This is a genomic window from Lysinibacillus sp. GW823-FHT06C08 (assembly GCF_058795135.1).
Genome location: NZ_JBXAHN010000004.1, coordinates 189,971 through 216,227, shown reverse-complemented (window position 1 = coordinate 216,227; position 26,257 = coordinate 189,971). Strand labels below are relative to the sequence as shown.

At 37.4% G+C, this 26,257-nt stretch carries 23 protein-coding genes; 19 read left to right on the top strand and 4 right to left on the bottom strand.

What is annotated here, in order from left to right:
* Window positions 1–7: 7 nt before the first annotated feature.
* Window positions 8–1,525 (top strand): GGDEF domain-containing protein, encoded by a 1,518-nt coding sequence (locus AC1Q6O_RS12705; RefSeq protein WP_089985633.1) that lies wholly within the window; start codon window positions 8–10, stop codon window positions 1,523–1,525.
* 58 nt (window positions 1,526–1,583) lie between these two features.
* On the opposite strand, the gene AC1Q6O_RS12700 is transcribed toward AC1Q6O_RS12705, so the two are convergent.
* Together AC1Q6O_RS12700 and AC1Q6O_RS12695 are read right to left on the bottom strand one after the other, a co-directional pair.
* On the bottom strand, window positions 1,584–2,753 hold the full coding sequence (locus AC1Q6O_RS12700; protein ID WP_008176697.1) for an MDR family MFS transporter: 1,170 nt from the start codon (window positions 2,751–2,753) through the stop codon (window positions 1,584–1,586).
* Window positions 2,754–3,080: 327 nt separating this feature from the next.
* A complete protein-coding gene (locus tag AC1Q6O_RS12695; RefSeq protein ID WP_004226074.1) occupies window positions 3,081–3,302 on the bottom strand; it encodes a DeoR family transcriptional regulator in 222 nt (73 codons plus the stop codon).
* A 357-nt stretch (window positions 3,303–3,659) separates the two neighbouring features.
* Between AC1Q6O_RS12695 and pepV the strand changes: the two genes are divergently transcribed.
* The 7 genes from pepV to AC1Q6O_RS12660 all read left to right on the top strand — a co-directional run bounded on the left by pepV (window position 3,660) and on the right by AC1Q6O_RS12660 (window position 11,085).
* Window positions 3,660–5,066, top strand: a complete 1,407-nt coding sequence (gene pepV / locus AC1Q6O_RS12690) for a dipeptidase PepV (RefSeq protein WP_089985635.1) — start codon at window positions 3,660–3,662, stop codon at window positions 5,064–5,066.
* 27 nt (window positions 5,067–5,093) lie between these two features.
* A complete protein-coding gene (gene dat / locus AC1Q6O_RS12685) occupies window positions 5,094–5,948 on the top strand; it encodes a D-amino-acid transaminase (RefSeq protein ID WP_008176707.1) in 855 nt (284 codons plus the stop codon).
* Between the two features lie 228 nt (window positions 5,949–6,176).
* Complete coding sequence (locus AC1Q6O_RS12680; RefSeq protein ID WP_008176716.1) at window positions 6,177–7,181, top strand: NERD domain-containing protein; 1,005 nt, start codon at window positions 6,177–6,179, stop codon at window positions 7,179–7,181.
* 2 nt (window positions 7,182–7,183) lie between these two features.
* Window positions 7,184–8,119, top strand: a complete 936-nt coding sequence (locus tag AC1Q6O_RS12675) for a diacylglycerol/lipid kinase family protein (protein WP_090002355.1) — start codon at window positions 7,184–7,186, stop codon at window positions 8,117–8,119.
* A gap of 96 nt (window positions 8,120–8,215) precedes the next feature.
* Window positions 8,216–8,866: a tRNA (guanosine(46)-N7)-methyltransferase TrmB gene (gene trmB, locus AC1Q6O_RS12670; RefSeq protein WP_008176719.1), complete on the top strand. Its 651-nt coding sequence runs from the start codon at window positions 8,216–8,218 to the stop codon at window positions 8,864–8,866.
* Between the two features lie 11 nt (window positions 8,867–8,877).
* Window positions 8,878–9,741, top strand: a complete 864-nt coding sequence (locus AC1Q6O_RS12665; RefSeq protein ID WP_043990201.1) for a YtnP family quorum-quenching lactonase — start codon at window positions 8,878–8,880, stop codon at window positions 9,739–9,741.
* A gap of 117 nt (window positions 9,742–9,858) precedes the next feature.
* A complete protein-coding gene (locus tag AC1Q6O_RS12660; RefSeq protein ID WP_008176723.1) occupies window positions 9,859–11,085 on the top strand; it encodes a carboxylate--amine ligase in 1,227 nt (408 codons plus the stop codon).
* 59 nt (window positions 11,086–11,144) lie between these two features.
* Here the strand turns inward: AC1Q6O_RS12660 and AC1Q6O_RS12655 are convergent, their stop codons facing one another.
* Window positions 11,145–11,459, bottom strand: coding sequence for a hypothetical protein (locus AC1Q6O_RS12655; RefSeq protein ID WP_008176726.1), 315 nt, complete (start codon window positions 11,457–11,459; stop codon window positions 11,145–11,147).
* A 164-nt stretch (window positions 11,460–11,623) separates the two neighbouring features.
* Between AC1Q6O_RS12655 and AC1Q6O_RS12650 the strand changes: the two genes are divergently transcribed.
* The 9 genes from AC1Q6O_RS12650 to AC1Q6O_RS12610 all read left to right on the top strand — a co-directional run bounded on the left by AC1Q6O_RS12650 (window position 11,624) and on the right by AC1Q6O_RS12610 (window position 21,591).
* On the top strand, window positions 11,624–12,700 hold the full coding sequence (locus AC1Q6O_RS12650) for a M42 family metallopeptidase (protein ID WP_025116982.1): 1,077 nt from the start codon (window positions 11,624–11,626) through the stop codon (window positions 12,698–12,700).
* Between the two features lie 60 nt (window positions 12,701–12,760).
* On the top strand, window positions 12,761–13,282 hold the full coding sequence (locus AC1Q6O_RS12645) for a DUF84 family protein (RefSeq protein ID WP_089985645.1): 522 nt from the start codon (window positions 12,761–12,763) through the stop codon (window positions 13,280–13,282).
* Between the two features lie 105 nt (window positions 13,283–13,387).
* Window positions 13,388–13,906: a hypothetical protein gene (locus tag AC1Q6O_RS12640; RefSeq protein ID WP_492401399.1), complete on the top strand. Its 519-nt coding sequence runs from the start codon at window positions 13,388–13,390 to the stop codon at window positions 13,904–13,906.
* 72 nt (window positions 13,907–13,978) lie between these two features.
* Complete coding sequence (locus tag AC1Q6O_RS12635; protein ID WP_239354792.1) at window positions 13,979–14,803, top strand: DUF1444 domain-containing protein; 825 nt, start codon at window positions 13,979–13,981, stop codon at window positions 14,801–14,803.
* On the top strand, window positions 14,800–15,414 hold the full coding sequence (ytpR, locus tag AC1Q6O_RS12630) for a YtpR family tRNA-binding protein (protein ID WP_008176735.1): 615 nt from the start codon (window positions 14,800–14,802) through the stop codon (window positions 15,412–15,414). The genes AC1Q6O_RS12635 and ytpR overlap by 4 nt, the downstream gene beginning before the upstream one ends.
* Before the next feature lie 261 nt (window positions 15,415–15,675).
* Window positions 15,676–18,813: a DNA translocase FtsK gene (locus AC1Q6O_RS12625; protein WP_492401397.1), complete on the top strand. Its 3,138-nt coding sequence runs from the start codon at window positions 15,676–15,678 to the stop codon at window positions 18,811–18,813.
* Window positions 18,814–19,042: 229 nt separating this feature from the next.
* Window positions 19,043–20,356, top strand: coding sequence for a UDP-N-acetylmuramate--L-alanine ligase (gene murC, locus AC1Q6O_RS12620; RefSeq protein ID WP_008176739.1), 1,314 nt, complete (start codon window positions 19,043–19,045; stop codon window positions 20,354–20,356).
* 108 nt (window positions 20,357–20,464) lie between these two features.
* Window positions 20,465–20,962, top strand: a complete 498-nt coding sequence (locus tag AC1Q6O_RS12615) for a DUF948 domain-containing protein (RefSeq protein WP_043990204.1) — start codon at window positions 20,465–20,467, stop codon at window positions 20,960–20,962.
* 137 nt (window positions 20,963–21,099) lie between these two features.
* Window positions 21,100–21,591, top strand: coding sequence for a YtxH domain-containing protein (locus AC1Q6O_RS12610; protein WP_492401394.1), 492 nt, complete (start codon window positions 21,100–21,102; stop codon window positions 21,589–21,591).
* Window positions 21,592–21,644: 53 nt separating this feature from the next.
* Here AC1Q6O_RS12610 and pilM read toward each other — a convergent pair whose 3' ends face one another.
* Window positions 21,645–23,798, bottom strand: coding sequence for a pilus assembly protein PilM (pilM, locus tag AC1Q6O_RS12605; RefSeq protein ID WP_008176744.1), 2,154 nt, complete (start codon window positions 23,796–23,798; stop codon window positions 21,645–21,647).
* A 174-nt stretch (window positions 23,799–23,972) separates the two neighbouring features.
* On the opposite strand from pilM, the gene AC1Q6O_RS12600 reads away from it, so the two are divergent.
* Both AC1Q6O_RS12600 and ccpA read left to right on the top strand, forming a co-directional pair.
* Window positions 23,973–25,058 carry a bifunctional 3-deoxy-7-phosphoheptulonate synthase/chorismate mutase gene (locus AC1Q6O_RS12600; protein WP_025116991.1) on the top strand — a complete coding sequence of 362 codons (1,086 nt, stop codon included), beginning with the start codon at window positions 23,973–23,975 and terminating at the stop codon, window positions 25,056–25,058.
* A 174-nt stretch (window positions 25,059–25,232) separates the two neighbouring features.
* Window positions 25,233–26,237, top strand: a complete 1,005-nt coding sequence (gene ccpA / locus AC1Q6O_RS12595) for a catabolite control protein A (RefSeq protein WP_008176748.1) — start codon at window positions 25,233–25,235, stop codon at window positions 26,235–26,237.
* Window positions 26,238–26,257: the final 20 nt, after the last annotated feature.

Genomic DNA, 26,257 nt, shown 5'->3' with positions numbered 1-26,257 from the left:
CCAATAAATGAAGAACCTGCGAATTAAATTATTACTATCTTTAATAGCTTTTGCAGTTATCCTGGTTGCTGTAATTTCAAGTGTGAATAGGCAAATATTAGTTGATGATATAGAAGAACAAGTTGCCAGGAATAGAGTGTTAATAGAAAATCATATTCTTACAGATATGCGAACAGTAGATAATGCTCATTTATATTTTGATGAAAACATGTCAGACGAAATGGAGCAGGGACTGAGAGCTTTAAAAAACTATTATCGTGAGAATCCAAATGTTGCTACATGGGATTTACAACAAATGAAAAATAAACATAATATGGATATATACATAGTAGATCAGTCTAATACAGTAATATACACAACATTTGATAAAGATCTTGGTTTCAATTTTTCTAAGTGCTGTCAGCGTTTTTCTGCATTATTGGATGAACGACGTGCGAGTGGAGAGTTTTTCACAGACGGGATAGACATTTCCACAACGACAGGAGAATACCGAAAATTTGCCTACCTTGCTACACATGATAAGAAATATCTACTTGAACTAAGTATAGACTTATTGAAAAATCCAGTCTTTCAAACTTTTAACTTTGAGAAAACTTCAGAATATTTGGTAGCAAAATACGTTGATTTAGTAGAAGTGCAAACGATTAGTGCTGGTGGGGTTTTCTTTAATGATTCAAGATCGAAGCGGATAACCGTACAAGAACAATCCGAACAGTTTCAGAAATATTTTGAGCTAGCAAGGAAGAAGATGCAGCCTGTCGAGTATCAACAAGCATTTAATCAGGGGCAGATTGAAACGCATCTTTTTTTACCTTATGAAGCAGAGACGGTCAGAGGGGAGTCTTCCAAAAGAATTGTTTATGTGAAATATACTAATTTCACAAAAATGGAAGCGCTTCAAAAAAACACAAAACAGTTTTGGGTTTTACTAGTCATTGCTTTAGTAACCGCCTTTGTCATGCTGTTAGTTATTAATAAAATACTCTCTAAAACAATCCATCTCGCCACTTTTGATCCGTTAACAGGTGTCTATAATCGTGCAACCTATATTCGAAAAATGGATAGCTTACTAAAGAAACGAAAAATAAATAGGCCTGGATTATTGTTAATCGATTTAGATAATTTTAAACAAGTAAATGATCAGTTTGGCCATGCGGAAGGGGATCATATCTTAATTGGAACGGCCAAAATCTTAAAAAAAGTAGTGAAAAAAGATGGTTTTGTCGTAAGGTTTGGTGGAGATGAATTTGCCATTGTTTTGTATGATACAACAGAGCATCATATGCAACAGCTAGCAGATGCCATCTTGGCGCAAATAAGAACTCTCAAATTCGAAGGTCAAGACATAGAGAAATGGTCGGTACTATCGGTGAGTATGGGAGGGGCTATTTATCATCATCCCGAAGATTCAGAAATGAGCTTATTTGAGCGAGCGGACCAAGCACTATATCAATCGAAAAATGCTGGTAAAGACCAATACTCTAGCTATGCTGAAGCCGCTGCTGTCGAAGATGCCAAACTTTAAAAAACGCCCCATACTATTAAATAGCAAATTAAGCTATTTGATAGATATGGAGCGTTTTTTAATGTGTTGATGTTTTAGATCGATAAAAGATACAACTACACAATACTAGGACAGCTATAATTGCAAACATGGCATCCATATAGTGCGTTAATAGCCAACCTCCTATAATGGGTCCGATAAAGCCCCCTAAATTTTTAAACTGTGCAGCGCCAAGGTAGGTCGCTTTTTGAGTGTCAGGCGCAATTTCATCAATCATGACATTCATTGTAGGGAAGGCAAAGATTTCTCCAATCGTAAAAATAATCATGGCGATGATATAGAGCGTATAGTTGTCGGAGAGCCCGAACATGAATAGGCCGATCGCAAAAAATAGAATACCGATTAATAAAGTGGCGGATGAGGAAAATCGTTCAGACACAATACTAATAGGTAATTGTAATAATAAGACGACCGCTGCATTAAGTGAAATCAATAGGGAATACAGTTTTGTTCCATTTTCAACAGTTAATTCAATGAATTGTGGCAATGTCGAATCAAATTGAGAGTACCCGATATTGATAAGGATGGCCCCAAAAATAAAGCTAAGCAACACACGATTTGTTAAAAGGATTGTGAAGGTGTGCAAAATTTTTGTTTGCATAACAGCTTTTTGTTGTTGCATTTGATAACGATTTAACACGAAAAATAAAAATATGGCGTAAATAATATACATAATACCTGTTAGCATAAAAGGTATACTTGGGCTTGCTAACTGCGAGATATAGACACCTATTATTGGACCAATGACTGCGGCAATATTAATGGCAGTGTACCGTAGTGAAAAAAGTCTTTTCCGTTTATCAGAAGGTGTAAAATCAATCATTAATGCCTGAGTGGAAGGTTCAAAAAATGAGCGACAAAGACCGTTCAAGGCGTTGAATAGAATAAATAACCAAACTGTATGGACAGTGGCAAAGCCAAAGAATACGAGGCTCCATACAATGATCGTTAATAAAATGACACTTTTCCTTCCGAAACGATCCGTTAAATATCCACCAAAAAACCCCCCAACTGTAGATATAAGGGGTGCAATCCCAATAGTCAATCCAATTTGTAAAGGAGAGGCTTCAATTTCATTATGTAAATAAATAGCTAAAAAAGGCATTGCCATAAAGCTTGCAATACGTGTGAAAACTGTTCCACCTAAAATAATCCAAACTAATGGATGAAACAAATTTGACAGTTTCATATAAAATCCTCCTCTCAACAATTTAGAATGTTTCGAGTTTAACGGATTGTTAAGCAACTGTAAATAGTCAAAATACTCTCGAGAGATACGCTTCAGTAAAGTTAAACGAGAAATGACTGAACGTGCTTCATTTTATTTAAAGGAGCAAGATGAGTTTTTCATTTATTTTCTTATTCCTACTGCCAATGAAACAGCAAAATAATGATTGTCTTCGATTGATCCAAGAAGATCAACAATATCTAATAATCTTTTAACAGCAAAAAAAGAATGACCCCGACGAAAGGTCATTCTTTTCCATACACAATGCTTTACGCATTCTACGTAAAACTAAGACGTCAATTTTACTTTTTTCTTCGTCGTTGTCCATCTGCCTCGACTTGGACTCGTCACCAAATCGTTAAAGGCTAACACGTTCAAATCTCTTTGAACGGTGCGAGGAGTGATACTAAACTCTTCGACTAAATCCTGTGTAGACACGGTTCCTTTGTCTAAAATAAACATGTACACGTCTTTAATACGATTAAGCATTCGATCAGTAGTTGGTTTCATTAAATGAACCACTCCTTCATCTTAATTCTCTTGGCAAAGACTAGCGGACGACAATATGTGCGGAGTGCACTTAGGCTATTAAGTAGCTGCCTTAGACATCCCCTTTTCTAATTTTTATAGTCAGAAGAATTATTCTGATAACTTCATTATATAGAAAAACTACATGATTTTCTAGTGAATGCAATAGAAATTTACAATAGAAACATAAAATTTTCACTGTATTTTGTGGGAATACCTGAAAAACATGCTATATGTGGTAGTGTCAGTAGAAGTTGCTGAAAATAGTTGTCAGAAAGAAGATTGTCGTTTATGTTGTAAGGTGTAGAATAATGTTAATACTTGAAGGAGGTACATGGTATGAATTGGTTACAGGCTGCAAAAGAAAGGCAAGATGAATTAGTACAAGAGTTACAGGAGCTTGTGCAAATTAATAGTATTCTTGATGAGGATACAAGAACTACTGAGATACCTTTTGGTAATGGTCCACTTCAAGCGCTTGAATGGTTACTAGCAAAGGGACAAAAAGAAGGGCTACTAACGAAAAATGTTGATAACTATGCTGGACATATCGAAATGGGTGCAGGTGAAGAATTATTAGGTATTTTATGTCACGTTGATGTGGTTCCAATTGGAGATGATGCTGATTGGACATACCCACCATTTAGCGGCACTGTAGCTGATGGTAAGCTGTATGCACGTGGTGCAATTGATGATAAAGGCCCTACAGTTGCTGCATGGATGGCCATGAAACTTGTCAAAGATGCAGGTATTCAATTAGATAAAAGAGTGCGAATGATCGTTGGTACGGATGAAGAAACAGGGTTCCGCTGTGTCGACCACTATTTCAAACAGGAGGAAATGCCATCAATCGGTTTTGCACCCGATGCAGATTTCCCGCTCATTAATGCTGAGAAAGGCATTGCAGAGCTTGTGTTCTCTCAAAATAAAGTGGGTGATGCAACGAAAGAACAGCTACTACTATTTAATGCAGGAAAGCGCCCAAATATGGTACCAGATTTGGCCAAAGCAACAGTTCAGCATGCATCAGCGCAATTCGAACAGAATTTTCAAACATTTTTAAGCAAAAATCAGCTAGATGGCTCTTTATTAATGGAGGACTCTCGCTATATAATAACTATCAAAGGTAAAGCAGCCCATGCAATGGAACCAGAAAAAGGTGTCAATGCAGCTGTTTATCTTGCTGCGTTTTTACAACAAGAGTTGACGACTGAGTCAAGTAAACAATTTGTCGACTTTATCGCAGATGTTTTTTATCAGGATCATTATGGCCATCAGCTTGAATTACAATTTGAAGATGCCATGTCTGGTCATACAACGTTAAATCCAGGCATTGTTAGCTATGATGTTAGTAAAGGTGGCAGTTTAGTAATTAGTATGCGCTATTCTGTGTCCTATCCATTCGATGAAAAAATTACAGAGGCTCAACGTTTAGTTGTAAAAAGAGGATTTTCATTAGATATTCAAGACGACTCCAAGCCTCATTATGTCAGTGAAGATGACCCATTTATCCAAACATTAGCGTCCATTTATAGACGTCAGTCAGGTGATACAGAAACACCGCTATTATCTACAGGTGGTGGGACGTATGCACGTGTGCTGAAAAAGGGCGTGGCATTTGGCATGTTATTCCCTGGGGAGCAGGATGTGGCGCATCGGGCGGATGAGTTTGTAGTGGTTGAAAATCTTGTAAAAGCAGCGGCTATTTATGCGGAAGCAATTGTTGAGCTTGCGGGAAAAAAATAACATAAAGACGAAAAGGATGAACGGAAAATGGCATATTCATTATGGAATGATCAAATTGTTGAAGAAGGATCTATTGCAATCTCACCAGAAGACAGAGGTTATCAGTTCGGTGACGGTATTTATGAAGTAATCAAAGTATATAACGGAAATATGTTTACAGCACAAGAGCACATTGATCGTTTCTATGCGAGCGCCGAAAAAATTCGCCTTGTTATTCCTTATACAAAAGACGTTTTACACAAATTACTACATGAGTTAATTGAAAAGAATAATTTGGAAACAGGACATATTTATTTTCAAATCACTCGTGGAGCTAATTCCCGTAATCACGTTTTCCCGGATGCAAGTATTCCAGCAGTATTAACTGGTAATGTAAAAGCGGGTGAACGTGCATATGAAAACTTTGAAAAAGGTGTTAAAGCCACTTTTGTTGAGGATATTCGTTGGTTACGTTGTGACATTAAATCTTTAAACCTGCTTGGGGCAGTTTTAGCAAAACAAGAAGCTGCTGAAAAAGGTTGCTATGAAGCGATTTTACATCGCGGAGATATCGTGACAGAATGCTCTTCAGCAAATGTTTATGGCATTAAAGATGGTAAACTTTATACACATCCAGCTAATAATTTCATCTTAAATGGTATTACACGTCAAGTCATTTTAAAATGTGCGGAAGAAATTAATTTGCCAGTGATCGAAGAGCCAATGACGAAAGCGGATTTACTAACAATGGATGAAATCATTGTGTCGTCTGTATCTTCAGAGGTTACGCCAGTCATTGATGTGGACGGCAACCAAATTGGTGCTGGAGTTCCAGGTGAATGGACTCGTCAATTACAGCAAACATTTGAAGCGAAATTACCACTTTCAATCAATACAAAATAAAAGAACCTTGTAGGGAACTATCTGTATGGATAGTTCTCTTTATTTATGGTGTAATGTTGGGTCTTGTCATGTAAAATGAAAAGGATAGTAGCATAATCTTACAGATTGAAATTTGTAGAACAAATGTCGATGTAATGAATACATAAGAATGCATAGACTCTTTTATCTTAAGCAATCAAGAAAAGAGAGAACTAACGAGATGGTAAGGAAGAATGGAGTGACCTTTACATGGCACAATTAGTGAAAATACAAGATTATATTTCTCGCTATCAAATTGACTTAGCAAGATATCCTACACAATTTGTACGCTTGAAGAAAAGCCAATGGGATCGCATTAAGCGTCAATGGGAATTGGGAGAAGATATAAGCGAGTGGCAACATATTGATAATGAGACAGAAGCGGATACTTTCGAGGAGAAAGAGCGATTTTCCTTTATTAAAAAAATATTTACAGGACGACAAAAAGAAGCAGCAGAAGACGTTGAAGATATAGAAATATCAAACGAACTCATAAGTAGTGAGGATACCATTCCAGAAGAAGAAACAACACTAACATTTGAACCTAAGATTGTGTATGCTCCGCAATCCATCCATGAATTGAAGCGAATGTTTATTGATCAATTCTTCCATTTCCAAATGAAATGGGCTAGTTCAACATTACGTGAAAAATCATATGTAGATCCTCGCTTCATGCGTGACTCGTTACTACGTACTTTATTACAAACATTACCAGATAATTTCTTGTTGTTTTATTATCCTATTCTACAAATAAGAAAAGCACCGATTGAGCTTGATGTTGTGTTAATGTCTCCGACCGAGTGTATTTGTATTACCGTTTTGGAAGCAGATAATCAAGCTGTATATGTTGGTGGAAGTGATCGCTTTTGGATGAAAAAGGTGGGGACAAAGGACTCTAAAGTTCTGAATCCAACGATAAACTTAGCCCGTATGGAGTCGGTACTATTCCAATTGTTTAAAGAAGAAAATATAGATATGCCTATTCGAAAAGTGGTATTAACTCGAAATGGTTATTTTGATTATCCGGGTTCACCGTATGGGATTCGTTTTGTTGATCGACGAAATTACGGAGAATGGATGGAGCATTTGCGAAAGGTCTCCTCTCCAATGAAGCATATGCAAATACGTGCGTCTCAAGCGATTCTAAATACTGTACAAACTACTTCGTTTAATAGAGATATTTGGCAGCAAGCTTCACAAACAACAGAGGATTGAGTATGCAAATTCTATTTATTGTCAATAAAGCTGCAGGAAATGGAAAAGGGAAGAAAGTATGGTCTCAACTTCGTAAGCAGCTAACGATAGATTATGAAGTGGCTTTTACGAAATATGAAGGACATGGACGCGAACTTGCCAAACAATGGGCTCGACAACAGCAGGATCAAAAATTACTAATAGTTGTTGGTGGAGATGGAACCATCCATGAGGTGTTTAGTGGTGTTGTACATAATAAATTTTTAGTGCTAGGTGTGGTTCGTGCAGGCTCTGGTAATGATTTTGCGCGTTCGTTTCCCACATTTTACAATGCTCAGCAAATCGAGGACTATGTATTGAATGCTTCCACGGCCTATACAAAAATAGATGCGGGAAGTATTCAGCTCAGCAATAGATGGGATGAACTCTTTGTCAACAATGCTGGCATAGGCTTTGATGCTTATGTCACAAAATCGATTAATACATCTCGCCTTAAATTTTACCTCAATAAAATAGGATTGGGTAAGCTGTCGTATGCTTTTGCTGTCATTAGAGGCTTATTTAGCTTTGAATGTTTTAACGTCACGATACGTTCTGATCATCAAGAGTGGCAATTCCAACGAGCATGGTTTGTCGCCATGTGCAATCAGCCTTATTTTGGCGGAGGGATGAAAATATCACCAGCTGCAAAAGCAGATGATGGCCGAGTCGATATTACAATCGTCCATGATATTTCCCGTCTGAAATTATTACTTATTTTTGCGACTGTTTTTTTTGAAAAGCATACGAAATTTAAAGAAATCACATTTTTACAAGGACAACATTTTGATATTATCGTGAATGATCACCAGGTTGATTGTCATATGGATGGTAATTATAGTGGAAGTGTCCATCAGGGTTCTACCATTCACTGTACAGTGCAACAGAATGCATGGAACATTATGACAAAGAGTTCTTAAATAATATCATTGCGCAATAATTTTATGCGAATGTAAGAGGAATACGTTATACTATAAAAAATCAATAATTTTATAAGAAAGAAATGAGGAACAACAGTGAGATTAAGAAATAAGCCTTGGGCAGAGGAAATGATTACAAATCATCCAGAGGTAATCGTTCCGAATCCTGAAGACTTTAAAGGAAATTGGCAGGCTGTTTTCGGAAATGACAACCCAATTCATATAGAAGTTGGTACTGGAAAGGGACAATTTGTTACAGGAATGGCTTTACAAAATCCAGATATTAATTATATTGGCATTGAGCTTTATGATAGTGTAATTGTTTGTGCATTAGAGAAAATTCTAGAAGCAAAATCTCCAGCCAATTTACGTTTGCTTAAAGTAAATGGCGCGGATTTAAATAAATTCTTTAACAAAAATGATGTAGCACGTGTATATTTGAATTTCTCAGATCCTTGGCCAAAAACACGTCATGCCAAAAGACGTTTGACGCATGGGGGGTTTTTGAAATTATATGAGTCGATTTTGGTGGATAATGGGGAAATCCATTTTAAAACGGATAACCGTGGTTTGTTTGAATTTTCGTTAATCAGTATATCTGAATATGGTATGTTACTAAAGTATGTATCACTCGACTTACATGCAAATATGCCTGAGGATAATGTGATGACTGAATATGAGCAGAAATTTTCTGCAAAAGGACAGCCGATTTATCGCTTAGAGTCGCAATTTATCACTAAATTGTAGGGGGAATATGGATGGATCAGTTACAGTTTCACAATATGTCATTATCATGGCTTAACGGGGGTGTTACGTGCCTAGATGGTGGTGCGATGTTTGGAGTTGTACCGAAACCACTTTGGTCACGTAAATATCCAGTCAATGAAAAAAACCAAATTGAATTACCAACAGAACCAATTCTTATTCAATATGAGGGAAAAAACTATCTTATTGATACGGGTGTTGGCTTTAACAAATTAAATGAAAAACAGCTAAGAAACTTTGGGGTAACAGAGGAATCTTCGTTAGCGGATAGTTTACAAGAGCTTGGCTTAACGACAGCAGATATTGATGCGGTGCTAATGACACATTTACATTTTGATCATGCTGGTGGCTTAACTCAGTGGCAAGATGATGTGCTTGTACCTACTTTCCCGAATGCTAAAATTTTTGTAACAAAAATTGAATGGGATGAGATGCGTAACCCAAATATTCGCTCGAAAAATACGTACTGGAAAGAAAATTGGGAGCCTGTGCAGCACTTAGTTGAAACCTATGAAGATATGTTGGAAGTAGCACCAGGAATCGAGATGATTCATACAGGTGGTCATAGTGAAGGACATGCTGTCATTAAACTTACTCAACAAGGTGAAGTGCTTTTGCATATGGCAGACATTATGCCTACTCATGCTCATCAAAATCCATTATGGGTTTTAGCTTATGATGACTATCCAATGACAAGTGTTTTTGCCAAAGAGCGTCTTATGAAAGAAGCTCTTGCCAATAACTATGGCTTTATTTTCTACCATGATGCCTATTACCGTATGATTAAATGGGATGAAACGGGGAAAGAAATCAAGGCTAAGCTCGAGCGTAGTAGACAAGCTGTAATTACATTCTAACAATGACGAGGTAGTGACATGTAAAATGTCGATACCTCGCTTTTTTGTTCGTGATGATGATGGAAAATATGTTACACTAAACACGAAACTAAATTATAAAAGAGAGTTGAAATAAACATGGCAACTGAACAACCATTTTTACCAGTTTTACTAGGATCAGATATGAATGCATATGGGATGGCCCGTGCATTTTACGAAGCATATGGAATAAAACCACTTGTCTTAGGACGTTCTCATTTAACAGCTACACAAGATAGCCATATCTTACAATTTCAAGAAATCGACCGTTTAAATGAACAGGATGTATTTGCTCCTGCCCTTGCACAAGTTGCAAAACAATATGCGGATAAAAAACTATTGCTCTTAGCGTGTGGTGACGATTATGCCAAGCTTATTATTAAAAATAAGCCAGCGCTACAGGAGCATTTCACAGTACCTTACATCGATGAGTCTCTAATGGATGAAATTTTACTCAAAGAAAATTTCTATAAAATGTGTGATAAATACGATTTTAAATATCCAGGAACAACGACTGTAACAGCAGACAATTATGACAATTTTACACCTCCATTTGAGTATCCAATTATTTTAAAGGCGTCAAATTCTGTTGAATACTGGGCATGTAAATTCCCAGGGAAGAAAAAAGTTTTTGTTGCGCATGATGAGGCAGAAAAAACAGCTATTTTAAAAGCGATTTATAGCTCAAGCTATCAAGATACAATGATTATTCAAGAATTTATCCCTGGTGATGATTCATATATGCGTGTGCTTAACGCTTATGTGGGCAAAGATGGGAAAGTGAAGCTGATGTGTCTAGGGAATCCTATTCTAGAAGAGCATTCACCTGAAGGAATCGGAAGTTATGCAGCAATCGTAACAACATATGATAAAGAATTAATGGATCAAGTACGTTTCTTCTTAGAGGACATCGGCTATACAGGCTTTGCCAATTTCGATATGAAATACGATATTCGTGATAAACAGTACAAGCTGTTTGAAATTAATTTACGTAATGGACGTTCTAGCTATTATGTTACGGCAAGTGGCCATAATTTAATGAAGTACGTTGCTGATGATCATATGTTAAACATCGAGCAAGAAGTTACTTATGTGGAGGATAAACATCTGTGGATGGTTATTCCAAAAGGTGTATTATTCAAATATGCATCGAACGAAAAGCTGAAATTAGAGGCGAAAAAATTAATTAGTGAAGGTAAATACACAAACTCCCTTTACTATAATGAAGATATGAATACAAAGCGTTGGGTGAAGCTAACACTCAATAACTTAAATTATTATCGCAAATATAAAAAATACTTTAATAATAAAGGTTTATCAGAATAATAAAGAGAAGCCATCTCAATTAAAAAAATGAGAGGGCTTCTTTTGCTTCTTTTTTAGGGCTAAACCTCTGTTAATTCCACTACAACGCCCGAGCGTGCATCAGCTGCAAATTCAAATGTTTGCATGTCACCCTCATGCATGCGTGAAATGCCTCCACGATAGACAGGAATAGTAATGATACCATTTGTATAATCTTCTGTTTTCATAAAAATCCAGGAACCGTCAATCGGTGCATCCTTTTTAAATTCTTTTTTTATGTTTTCAAGTACTTGTCCTGCAGGTACGAACGGAGAAACTTTTTCACTAGCTTCTTTAATAATGACTGCGGCAGCTAAGCCAGTTGCAACACCAATTAAAAAATCACGTAATTTCATACATCTTCCTCCTTTTTCTGTACCTATATTTTAGCATAGCCTATAGAGTGAATGCACGTTCACATGATAACAGTTTTAGGAAATGTATCAATATTTCGAATTCGGAAATAAATATGTTACAATAGGCGAGGAAGAATATTCTACTTCGTGGGGAGAGAGTCAACATGAATGAGGAAACGTTGCAATTATTTAAAACATTAACAGAGTTACCAGGTGCTCCTGGTAATGAGCACGCTGTTCGCGCGTTCATGCGATCTGAGTTGGAAAAGTATTCAGATGAAATCGTTCAAGACAATTTGGGGGGGATTTTTGGTGTAAAGCATAGTGATGTTGCGGATGCACCAAAAATTTTAGTTGCAGGTCATATGGATGAAGTAGCATTTATGGTTACTTCTATTACTGATAATGGCATGATCCGTTTTCAGACGTTAGGTGGCTGGTGGAACCAGGTTATGCTTGCACAACGTGTAGAAGTCTATACGAAAAATGGGGCAATTCCTGGTGTTATCGCATCTATCCCACCGCATTTATTAACGGATGCAGAACGCTCTAAGCCTATGGATATAAAAAATATGTTAATCGATATTGGCGCTGACAGCAAGGAGGATGCGGTAGCATTGGGAGTTCGTCCAGGACAATCCATCATTCCTGTTTGTCCATTTACACCAATGGCCAATCCGAAAAAAATTATGGCCAAGGCTTGGGATAACCGCTATGGCTGTGGTTTAGCAATTGAATTAATGAAAGAAGTCAAAAATGATAAGCTTGGTTCTCATTTATATTCAGGGGCAAATGTAATGGAAGAGGTTGGTTTACGTGGTGCTCAAGTGTCAGCAAACATGATTAAACCGGATTTATTCTTTGCATTAGATGCTTCACCAGCAAATGATACATCAGGTAAAAAAGATCAATTTGGACAGCTTGGTAAAGGAACATTACTTCGTATTCTTGACCGTACAATGGTGACACATCGTGGTATGCGAGAATTCATTTTAGATACAGCTGAATCCAACCATATTCCTTACCAATACTTTGTATCACAGGGTGGAACTGACGCTGGACGAGTACATACAGCTAACGACGGTGTACCAAGTGCAGTAATTGGTGTTTGCTCACGTTATATTCACACATCTGCGTCTATCATTCACATTGATGATTACGCTGCTGCTAAAGCATTAATTGTTGAATTAGTGAAAAAAGCAGATCGTTCGACTTTAGAGTCTATTCGCGCTAATGTATAAGAAGTTGGAAAGATGCCTGTAAAAAGGCATCTTTTTCTATGGAAAGAAAGTAGGGGTTTGATGAAAATAGCAATTGGAACAACTAATAAAGCGAAAACTGAAGCAGTTGAAGCTGTAGCTCAAAAATATTTTGAGGATACAACCTTTACCTATGTGAAAGCTGCTTCAAAAGTATCAGATCAGCCTATGTCGAATGAAGAAACGAGATTAGGTGCGATGAACCGTGCGAAAAATGCCATGATAAAAACCGATGCATCACTATCCTTTGGTTTAGAAGGTGGTGTAACTGAAATAGAAGGCGAAATGTATGTGTGTAATTGGGGTGCATTAACAGCATCCGATGGGACAATATTTACAGCGGCAGGTGCACAAATTATTTTACCAAAAGAAATTGCCCAGGAAATCAGATCTGGCGGAGAGCTTGGTCCACTCATGGAGCAATATACACAGCGCAGGGATATTCGTCAGGGCACTGGAGCAGTAGGGATTTTTACACAAGGTTTAGTAAGCAGACAAATGATGTTTGAGCATATTGTATCACTATTGGTTGGTCAATATTTGTTCACATTTTCCGAAAAATAGTTAAATGGAATTAGTAATGCGCATGCGGAGAGGTTGCATCTTCCTAATAATTTTTTTAAAATAGAAAAAAAGTTAGTTAGTAGTGCAAGAGAAAGGAAGAGAGACATGTCATATAAATGGCTACAAGTTATTGGCCTGACGCTGTTACTTCTGATGCTTTCTGGCTGCAATCAATCGATCGATGAGCAAATTGCCAACGGACTTCAAATCACAGAAACGGTTTTTGCAGAAGAGCCTGAAGAACATACCGAGGAAATTGGGAATATTAATTTATACTTACCTTCAAATTTTAAAGTTGAAGATAGTTCAGATGCTTACAATATTGTTATTTCAAAAGGAAAAGAAAGCTATATCCTCTTCATTAACGATAAAGAAGCACAAAATAGTAAACTTTATTATCATCTTTTAAAAGACAATGAAGCTGATAAAATCATTGAGGAGACTACTTATGATAAAGATGGTCGCTTTGGCTTTACAGCCGTACTAAAAACAGATGATGAGAATGAAATGGAGCTCATTGTGAGTAGTGGTGGTGTGAAAATGACCACGATTTCTCCGGCCAAACATATAGAAGATAATTTGCGTGAGATGACGAAAATCGTTCATTCGGTTAAGATGAAGTAAATAAACAAGATTGAACAAGACGGTTCACAAACATGTGAGCCGTTTCATTTTGAAGATAGGATGTGAGAAAATATGAAGCAATTGAAATCAGAGCAGCTTGTAGAGCTATTAAGAAAACGATTAAACGAAGAGAAATACGATTTTCATTTCGATAAAAAGCACGATAAATTAAGATTGAATCATAAGACGATTGAAAAAGGTATGGAGCTTTCGTTACCTGGGATTTTAGCAAAATACAATGATAAGCAAGAAGCAGCTATTGATGAGGTTGTGTATACGATTACGCAAACTTTTAATGCGATGGAACAAGAAAAAGAAAAGGGTTTCCAAACGGCTACACAAATTTATCCTGTTATTCGTGCGACATCCTATCCTCAAGCATCAAAAGAGGGACATGCGTTTATTACAACAGACCATACAGCGGAAACACGCATCTTTTATGCGCTTGATTTAGGCAAAACCTATCGTTTTATCGATGAATCTATGCTGGAAGCTTTACAATTAAGTGTAGAGCAAATTCGTGAAATGGCACGTTTTTCAGTTAAACAATTACCAACCTCTTTTAAAAAGGATGAGGTCGCCAATAACTTCTTTTATTTTGTTAATATGAATGATGGTTATGATGCAAGCCGAATTTTAAATGAGAGCTTTTTAAAAGAAATGCGTACGCAAGTGGAGGGGGATATGACATTATCTGTGCCCCATCAAGATGTGCTAATTATAGGTGATATTCGGAATGAAACAGGGTATGATGTATTAGCACAGATGACGATGCATTTCTTTGCAGTCGGTACAGTACCGATCACGTCATTATCTTTTATCTATGAAGACGGGGAATTAGAACCGATCTTTATTTTAGCAAAAAACAGAGTGAAAAAGGAGCAAGAAAAACAATGAACGTATTTTACAACAAAGAGCATGTAGGAGATGTATTACTAGTTCAACTAGCAACGGAGTCTATCGTTAACACAGTAGTAGAGCGTGCTGGGGATATTGCTATATTAAAAGAAGCTCAAACGGGTGAAATTAAAGCATTTAATTTATTTAATGCGAGCCAATATGTACAAACAGATGCAAGAGGATTAGTTGAGGTTACTCCAGAGTTAGTTGAACAATTAGCAGCAGCAATCGAAAAGAACGGTGCTAACATTAGTCTAGATGTTGATTTCTCTCCGAAATTTGTCGTAGGTTTTGTAGCAACGAAAGAAAAGCATCCAAATGCTGATAAATTAAGTATCTGTTCAGTAAACGTTGGAGATGAGACTTTACAAATTGTTTGTGGCGCACCTAATGTAGAAGCAGGGCAAAAGGTAGTAGTTGCAAAGATTGGTGCGGTTATGCCTTCAGGAATGCTTATAAAAGAAGGAAATTTAAGAGGTGTAGATTCATTTGGCATGCTTTGTTCAGCACGTGAGCTAGCTGTTCCTAATGCTCCATCTGAAAAAGGAATTTTAGTTTTGCCTGAAGATGCTATCGTAGGTAGTGCATTTGAATCACCGAGTAAATAATAAACTCGTTTTTTCATAATAAAATTATTAAAATTCAAAAATTTTATCATGATATTATCCAATGTATCAAGGTGAAATTCCCTAAATCGTTATGTTACTAATATGCTAGTAACATAACGATTTTTTTGTGTAGAATGAGCCTCTAAATGCAAGTTTCGCGAGCGTTTTTATGGTATGCTTTTGATATAGACATTGAGCTATTGATTTGAGCAATACTAGACAATGCTATAAATGAAGTGTAAGAGAAATGAGTGAAACGAAGTGAACTGGTTTAAAAAACAAATAAATAAAATTTTAAATAAAGATGAATATGAATACGAGTATGAAGAATTTTATGAGGACTACGGAGAGGAACAAGCAGAACAGTTACATACTCAGCAAGATGCGCCAATGACTAAGCAAAAAACGTTCCGTTTCCCATTGATTGACGATGATGAGGAAGGCGTTGTATCACAAGCGCCCCCAAAAGAAATGTTCAATCAGGTAGAGAATGATGATTATTATGGGCAAATCGAGGATTTATCCTTACCCAAGCATTTAAATCATCATATTGTTGATTCAAGCGTTTATGATGTAGATGTATCAGGGATTCGAGATTTATTAGCGAGTCGTTCAAAACGCACTGGTAGAAAAACAACTGTGAAAAGTCAGCCGGTCGAACAGGAACACCGTTCAAGAGCGAGTTTAGTTTTTCGAGATGCACAAGATCGTGAAGAGTCAATTATACCTAAGACAACATCTGCACCAAAAGATAAACCACAGTGGCAAGAACAAAAAGCTCAAAAAGTAGATAGCGATTTTCTTGAAAATCGGAAACGCTTTATCCCAACGGATGTACCTTCACCCGTTTATGGATTTGCAAAACCAAGTCCTATCAATGAATTATTGGATAAAAGAAAAGAAGAACATGAGCTACAAGAAACGGCTAGGACAACCTCTGATGTATGGACAATTCATCAGCCATTAAAAGAAGCGACAACAAATGAGGCTAATGAAAATATACTAGAAGAAAAAGAACCGCCTAGTACAGGTCATCATGTTGAAATTGAACAAGAATTCCATGAACCTACTGTCAAACCTATTACATTTGATGCTGATGTGTTGGATGAAGAAAAGGGTGTACCTGACAGTGCGCCAACAGATATCGTGGTGCCACCAACCACACCTTTTGCCAGGGCATTTGAAGATCAAGTGAAGGAAGCTGCTATGCAAGATCAAACCTTACAGCAGCTTTCTGCAGATCAGTCTGAGATTCATGTGAAAGAATTGATTGTGGAACAAGTTCAAATTGAAAATTCTACCATTCATATTGGAGAGGTAACTGTCGTACAGCCTTCGAGTAATGAAGAGGACTATCAGATGGGTATGGATGAACAATCATCTGATGCTATGCCAAAGGAAGAAAAAAGTCGTATTCCATTCAATGTCCTCATGTTAAAAACGGATAAAGAAAAATGGCGGATTCAACAACAAATCAAAATGGCGCAGCCTATTCGTGTGGAAAGTAATCCGGAAGCAGTAGAAGATGTGCTGATGGATGTGACGGAAGCTAAAGAAGTGGAACAATCCCTGCCTTCGGTGAGCATAGATACAGATGCTATACAGCTAGTTGAACCACAGCTAGAGGAAGAAAGTGATTCACAATCTACTTTATTCAGTCAAATTCAAGGAGATGTTGAGTACAATCGGCACGAAAATGAAAGACAAGATCTCATTACAGAAGCCCAATCAGAAAATCCAGTAGAGGTTATTACAATGGCTCCTGTTACAACTATGACTCGTGTATCCTCGAATGAAGAAGCAGAGATTGCAAGAATTAGTGCTGATGAAGTTGCTGCAACAACAGAGCTAGAATCAGAGATCATTTCAGTAACTGAAGTTTATCCTGAAATTGTAGAGGATTCTCCAGTAAAACCTGTGGAAAATCTAGAACAGGTTTTAGAAGCTGAACAGGAGCTAGCAGTTGAGGAAAAAGCAATACCTGTGCACGTTTATCAGAAGCCAACTGACGAATATTTAGAGCTACCAGAGGAAAAAACACAGGATACAGATTGGATGGAGCAACAAGGGGATACATTGGTGGAAGCACTTTCTTATTTCCAGGTTTCTGCCCAAATCGAATCGATTATGCAGGGACCTGCAGTTACTCAATTCGAAATTACTGTGAGTCATGGTACGAAGGTAAGCAAAATCAGAAATTTAGCAGATGATTTAAAGCTTGCTTTAGCAGCAAAGGATATTCGTATTCAAGCACCGATCCCTGGGAAAAGCTCGATTGGTATTGAGATTCCAAACCGCGTATCAAGAGCTGTACGATTATCAGAAGTGACGAATAGTGCATCATTCCTTGAATCAGATTCGCCATTAGAGGCAGCATTAGGTCTTGATTTAACAGGTAAGCCTGTGACACTGGATTTACGAAAAATGCCTCATGGTTTAATTGCTGGTGCGACAGGTTCAGGTAAATCCGTTTGTATCAATTCTATTTTGGTTAGTTTATTATATAAAGCTGCACCACATGAGTTAAAACTAATGTTGATTGACCCTAAAATGGTGGAACTGGCACCATTTAACCATATCCCACACTTAGTTAGCCCTGTGATCACAGATGTGAAGGCTGCAACTGCAGCTCTTAAATGGGCAGTGGAGGAAATGGAACGTCGATATCAACTGTTTGCGCATGCAGGGGCAAGGGATATTACGCGCTATAATGCAATAGCAGATAAAAATAATGAACATAGTTTGAAATTGCCATATATTTTAATTGTTATTGATGAGTTAGCCGATTTAATGATGATGTCTCCAGCAGATGTAGAGGAGGCAATTTGCCGTATTGCTCAAAAGGCACGTGCATGTGGAATCCATTTAATTGTTGCAACACAAAGACCATCTGTAGACGTTATAACAGGATTAATTAAATCCAATATTCCTACACGTATTGCCTTTGCAGTATCTTCACAAATTGATTCTCGTACAATTTTGGATGGGCAGGGAGCAGAAAGGTTACTTGGAAGAGGCGATATGCTATATTTAGGTAACGGTATGTCAGCGCCAGTACGTCTCCAAGGTACATTTGTTACAGATGATGAAATTGAAGCGATCATCGAGCATGTTCGTGAACAAGGAGAGCCTGATTATATTTTTGATCAAGAGGAGCTATTGAAGAAAACAGAGGTATCCGCAGAACAGGATGATTTGTTTGAAGATGTTTGCCGTTTTGTTTTTGAACAAGGTGGAGCTTCTACGTCCTTGATTCAACGAAAATATCATATTGGCTATAATCGTGCTGCTCGTTTAATTGATATGTTGGAATCACATGGCTTTATCTCAGAGGCAAGAGGTAGTAAGCCGCGTGAAAGTTTCATTACGGAAGAAGATTTAATTACTATGTTTGAATAAGAATTGCCTTGTTTTCGTCTACATTATCTAATTTACGTCGAAATTAGTTTTTTTAGAAAAGTTACACATCTATCCTTATGCATAAAAAGTGCTATAATAGACAAGATGTGTTGAATAGTACGTATTTTTTAATACTTGTGAAGGTATTAATACCTAATCAATCGTGAAATAATACGTTACACCTAATAGATGATAGATGGGATATTGAAATTCCCGGGGGGTTTAATTAATGACAGTTTTTCATTTCACAGGCATTAAAGGTTCTGGCATGAGTTCACTTGCTCAAATCTTATTTGATGCTGGTGAACAAGTACAGGGCTCAGATGTCGATAAATATTTCTTCACGGAGCAGCCGTTACGTGAACGTAATATTCCAATTTTTACATTTAATGCAGATAATATTAAAGAAGGCATGACTGTAATTGCAGGTAATGCTTTTCCTGATGATCATCCAGAATTAATTCGTGCCCGAGAAATCGGCGTAGAGATTATTCGTTACCATAAATTTTTAGGAGAATATATTGGTAACTATATATCCATTGCCATAACAGGTGCACATGGTAAAACTTCAACTACAGGTTTAATGGCACATGTGGTAGGTGGTTATAAACCAACATCCTATTTAATTGGTGATGGTACTGGTGCTGGTCATGCAAATGCTGACTTCTTTGTGATGGAAGCGTGTGAATACCGCCGACACTTTTTAGCATATAATCCTGACTATGCGGTGATGACAAATATTGATTTTGATCACCCAGACTACTTTGCAAATATAGATGATGTCTATTCTGCTTTTCAATCATTAGCTTTACAAGTAAAGAAAGCTATTATTGCATGTGGTGATGATGAACAGCTTCAACGTATCCAAGCAAAGGTTCCGGTTGTTTATTATGGATTTGGATCTGAGAATGATTTTGAAGCTCGTAATGTTGAAAAAACGACAGAAGGTACAAAATTCGATGTTTTTGTTCGTAATGAATTTTATAGCACTTTCTTCATTCCATTATTTGGGGATCATGCCATTTTGAATACATTAGCGGTCATTACTCTATGCGAATATGAAGGAATTTCACCTGATATTATTCAGGATCGTTTGCACACGTATAAAGGTGTAAAAAGACGTTTTACTGAAACAGATATAGGGGATAATGTATTAATAGATGACTATGCCCACCATCCAACGGAAATTCGTGCTACCATTCAATCAGCGCGCCAAAAGTTCCCAGATCGTGAGCTAGTTGCTATATTCCAACCACATACATTTACACGTACACAAGCTTTTTTACAAGATTTCGCAGATAGTCTAAGCCTTGCAGATACAGCCTATTTATGTGATATTTTTGGCTCTGCAAGAGAAACGCAAGGCGCACTTTCTATTCAAGATTTGGCGTCATTAATCGAGGGCAGTGCAGTGATTACCACTGAAGGAATTGATATACTAACAAAACATCAAGGCGCAGTATTCTTATTTATGGGTGCTGGAGATGTTCCTAAATTCCAAGATGCTTTTGAAGCCGTGCTTAAAAACGATGAAACAGCTTAGTCCGTAGGGGTTAAGCTGTTTTTTTAAAATTTGAGCAGGAATTCCGTTTTTTTTGTCGAAGATAGGGAAAGTAATAGTAAAGAGAATTTACTAGCAGGAGGTCAACTTATGGAAGTGATTTTGTATATTGCAGCCATTATCGCTGCAATCGGGTTTTTAATTTTATGCGTGAGTGTAGGAATGACATTATTCTCGCTCAAGTCCATCTTAAGCAGTTTATCTGGCACTTTATCAGGTATTGAGGGACAAATGGAAGGGGTCACACGAGAAACAACTTCTTTATTATCCAAAACAAATAGCTTAGCAGAGGATATTCAACATAAATCTGAACAGTTAAATTCAGTGGTTCAAGCTGTTAAAGGTATTGGAGATTCTGTCAATGGTTTAAATAATTCTGTACAGCAAATTACTTCTTCTGTTTCTAAAAGTGTAGAACAAAATGAGGAAAAAATTGCGCAAGTAGTACAGTGGAGCAATGTTGCAATGGGCATTGCTGATAAATGGAAAAAGCGCAAAATCATAGAGCAAGAAACTGTATCTGAGGATGTGTATGGCTTTGAAACAGTTCAAGTAGAAAAGCCGAAAAGAAAATGGGGTCGTAAATAGTAAAAATTATTCAGTAAGTACATGGTACGGTCTGAATAAATATAAAGTCTTGGACATAAGTTGAACATGCATCTGTAAAAAGTAGATGGACAACCTGTCTAGACAAATTTGATAATATGATGGGGAGGAATTGTTGCATGACAACTCAAAAGCCAAATTTTAATGAAGTAAAGGAAAAACAGCTTGAAAGTTCATTGCCTCAGCTTTATCATTCGCAAGATTCGATTTATGAAGAGGAGCGTGTAAACATGAAAGATTTTGTGATTGGCGCATTAGTAGGTGGAATTGTAGGTGCTGCAGCAGGTCTACTGTTGGCTCCAAAATCAGGAAAAGATTTACGTAGTGATGTGGCTGTACAAGCTGTTCATTTAAAAGATAAGAGTGCAGACTTCTCGACAACTGCAAAAGATAAAACGGTTCAACTTTCTAAACAAATTCAAGAACAATCTACACAATTAGTGGAGAAAGTAAAAACTTTAAAAACAGCAAAGGCTCCTAAAGTTTTTGATGATGGGACGGTTTCCTTTGAGGGTGAAGAACCACTTGAGGATTTTATTCCTAACGAAGAAGTAAAAGCAGAAGAGAAAAAAGACGAAACAAAAGGCTCCAATGAAGAAGTACGTGCATAATGCATAACGAAAAGGGATACGTTACATGATCATCGTGTAACGTATCCCTTTTTTTATGCGATAGGGGTTTCAGCTAATAATATTTCAAGTCGATCGCCACCGAAAATTTCCATATCAAAACTTGCAGGTTGGCCGTTTCTTAAAATCGTGAAATTTCCTTTGAATGTGCTTGGGAGCTGCCAATTAGAAAAGCGAAATACATCTTGATAAATCCAACGACTGCGATCCTTCTCTGTAAATAATACAGTGGCTCCATTGGGCACAGTTGAAAGAGGAGCTACAATCATTTGATTGACCAGTGCTTCATGTACTGTTTTGGAAAGCTCCACTACTTCATTTTGGAAATGAATGATGATTTTATCTTCCAGCAAAAGATTCATTTGGTCTGCAATGCGCTGAACAGTTGGCAATGATTGCTGCTGAAAGTTAATCATGTCACCATCTTGCACAGCATAGCTCAATTTAGTAGTTTTCCCATTAATCGTTAATTGGGAAGAAAACTCAGGTAAAAATAATGGCTGTCCATCGACATGTATTGTATAAGACTCAAATTGCTTCAATAAATGCCAGTTGTTTGTGACTTTAAAAATTTCCTCAATGGTTTCAGCTATCTCAAAAACGACACTATCCCGATCATTCAAAACTGTATCCAGCGATGCGGGGGAGTGATTGACTGAAATTTTCGGCTCAATGACATATTTTGTATTTTGGATAGTAATGGTTTTGATTGCAGCATCATCAATAAGATCTCTCACCGTTACTGTGGCTGGCTGTCCATCTTGTCCCTCCACTAGCTGAATTTCATCGCCTGTTTTAATTAGTGTTTTCGTTGATGCTTGTTGTCCGTTGACTATTATTTCAGCTGGCTGTCCATGACCACCTGGAATGAATATATCTTGTCCGTTAACACTAATAGATAAGCCGTGGCCAGGTTTTCCATACAATTGTTTAGCACGGATATTAGCCGCTAAAAAAGCATCTGCAACCGTCATTTCTTTTAGCTCAAAAAGACGAACCACCTGATTATTTACCGTTAAACTCATATATTGGATAGGCATTTTTTTCGCTGCTATGGCAATACCGATTGGTGTAACTAACTCTGGCGATGCTTTGATATGCTCTTCCTTAGTAAGGTTTTGAATAGCATCAATGCCTCGAACAGCTATACGGTTTGCTGGTAAATCAAGGACTAGTCCAAGTTCTGTTGTTAAGTTAGGTGTTAAGCTACCTCCGCCAACTAGCATAACAGCCTTTGGAGCCACACGGTTATTGAGTCGTAAAATTTCTTCTCCAATGGACTTTGCAAGCTGCTTGACAGCAGGTTCAATTGCTAATAAAACTTCAGCTTTTGGGTAATACTGATCAAAACCAAGAATGTCTTGAATTAATATTTCTTCTGCCGTTTGAAGCTGACGCTTTGCTATTTCGGCAACAGGAAAGTCTAGTAAATAATGGTCACTTAAAGCCTCTGTTATTTCATCGCCTGCTGTTGGAACCATACCATAGGCTACAACAGTACTTTTATCGGTTATGGCAATATCAGAAGTACCCGCGCCTATATCGACAAGAGCCACATTTAAACGACGCATCGTTGAAGGGATAAGGACATTAATAGCTGCAATAGGTTCTAATGTCAATGCTTCCATTTCTAAATCAGCTCGTTTTAAAGCGGCAATTAGTGATTCGACTACAACACGAGGTAGGAACGTAGCAATGACTTCGATTTGTGCCTCGTCTCCTTGTTGATCCAAGAGGCTGCCAATTTCTTCACCATCCAAGCGATAGTAGAGGACTGAGTAGCCTACGCAGTAATAATGGCTTATTTTGGCATCTTCTTTATGTTGTAAAAGTTGCTGTTGGGCTTGTTGAACTGCTTGGAGCTCTAAGCGACTTATATCTTCTTCTGTAAAAATAGGACGATTACGTATATTGATCGTCACGCTAGCTTGTTCAGTTTTCAAGGATCGGCCCGCTGCTGCAACACTTACTTTCGTCAGAGGACCGTGTTTCTCTTCAAGTTCATATTTTATTGTATTAATTAATTCTGCCACATACATGACATTATGTATTTGACCATCCACCATGGCACGTTCTTTATGCTCTTTCACTACAATATCTTCTACATGATAATGGTCATTTTCTTCTTGAAGAATAATGCCGACCACTGAGCGTGTACCAATATCAAGTGCAAATAATTTAGAACTCAATGTAATCGCTTCCTTTCGCGTTATATCTCAATTTCAATTTAGCGAGTTGAAGCGCTAAATTAAAAATGCGTGACATTCTGAACAACATTGATTATAATATTGCTATTATCTAAAAATGTAACATACATTTCAGAGTTCTGAAAGTGTCTGTCATGAGGAGAGGAGCAAGAAAGCATGAGCCAAAAAGATTTAGAAAGCTTACGTAGTCAAATCGACGGATTAAACTTAGAAATTCTTCGTCTTATTAACGAACGTGCAGCTGTAGTTGATGAAATCGGTAAAATTAAAGAAAAACAAGGTGTAAATCGCTATGACCCACTGCGTGAAAGACACATGCTTGATCTTATTAAAGAAAACAACCAAGGTCCATTAAACCAAATGACGGTAGATTATATATTTAAACAAATCTTTAAAACAGCTTTAAAACAACTTGAAGCTGATAAGAAGAAAGAATTACTTGTATCTCGTAAGAAAAAATCCGAAGATACAGTCATTAATATTAATGGTGAATTAATTGGACAAGGGAAGCCATCTTTCGTATTTGGTCCTTGTGCCGTTGAATCTTATGAGCAAGTAGCTGCAGTAGCTGCTTCTATTAAGGCAAAAGGTGAAAAGCTAATCCGTGGTGGTGCTTATAAGCCACGTACTTCTCCATACGACTTCCAAGGTCTTGGATTAGAAGGTTTAAAAATCTTAAAACGTGTGTCTGAGGAATATGGTTTAGGTGTTATTACTGAAATTGTGACGCCAGGTCATTTAGAGGAAGCATTAGATTATATTGATGTGATTCAAATCGGTGCACGAAATATGCAAAACTTTGAATTATTAAAAGCAGCAGGTGCAACTAATAAACCTGTCCTACTAAAACGAGGCTTAGCTGCAACGATTGATGAGTTCATCCATGCAGCGGAATACATTATGTCTAAAGGAAATGAAAATATTATCCTTTGTGAGCGTGGTATTCGTACTTATGAAAAAGCAACTCGTAATACATTAGATATTTCTGCCGTACCAGTGTTAAAACAAGAAACGCATTTACCAGTATTTGTAGATGTTACACACTCAACAGGACGTCGTGACTTATTGTTACCATGTGCCAAAGCAGCCATTGCAATCGGTGCTGATGGTGTTATGGCAGAAGTGCATCCAGATCCATCTGTAGCACTTTCTGATTCACAACAACAAATGGACATCCCAACATTCGACGCATTCTATGAAACACTACAAAAATTCATGAAAAATCATGAAATCCATGCTTAATTGTTAACAGCTAACACCGCTTGCTTACTTTGGCAGGCGGTGTTTGTTATATCGTGACAAAATAATGTCTAGAATAGGACTATTAGTACTTGGTTTTTACGTAGTTCTTCTTGAAAATAATATGAAAATTATCGTATGATAAGGCTATAATAGGAAAAAAGGGAGGCACGTACGATGACTGTTACAATTTATGATGTTGCAAGAGAAGCAAATGTTTCTATGGCAACGGTCTCTCGTGTAGTCAATGGTAATCAAAACGTAAAACCAGCAACACGAAAAAAAGTACTAGAAGTAATTGAACGATTAGAATACCGTCCAAACGCAGTAGCGCGTGGATTAGCAAGTAAGAAAACAACAACAGTTGGCGTGATTATCCCAGATATTGCAAACAATGTTTATGCAGAGCTGGCTCGTGGTGTAGAGGATATAGCCACAATGTACCGTTATAATATTATTTTAGCCAACTCAGATCAACATGAAGATAAAGAGTTACAGTTACTTGATACTATGCTTGGCAAACAAGTAGATGGTATTGTGATGATGAGTGATGAAGTAACAGAAAAGATGCAACAAACAATGGATCATTCACCGGTCCCAATTGTATTAGCAGGCTCTGTAGATGAATCGCAAACAATAGCTACTGTCAATATTGACTATTTCCAAGCGGCTTATGAAGCGATATCTTTACTGATTCAAAATGGACATACACGCATTGGTTTCGTAACGGGCCCACTTTCGTATACAATTAACGGAAAATTCAAGCTAGCAGCCTATAAGAAAGCATTACAGGATGCTGGCTTGCCAATAGATGAAGCATTAATTGCTGCTGAGGAATCTAGCTATGACATGGGCTTAGAAGCTTGGGAGATTTTATCAGCGCTTGAACAGCCACCTACAGCCTATTTTGCGGGCAGTGATGAATTGGCAATTGGTTTAATTCATGGTGCACAAGACGCCGGTAAAAATGTTCCAGAGGATATCGAAGTGATTAGCTTTGAGAACTCTAAGCTAGCACGAATGGTTCGTCCGCAACTAACAAGTGTTGCATTACCGCTGTACGACATTGGTGCTGTTGCTATGCGCTTACTTACTAAATTGATGAGTAAGGAGCCAGTCGAGGATGAGGCGGTAATTTTACCCCATCGTATTGAACATCGACAATCAGTCAAAAGTAAATAATATTCAGGAACACGTAAATC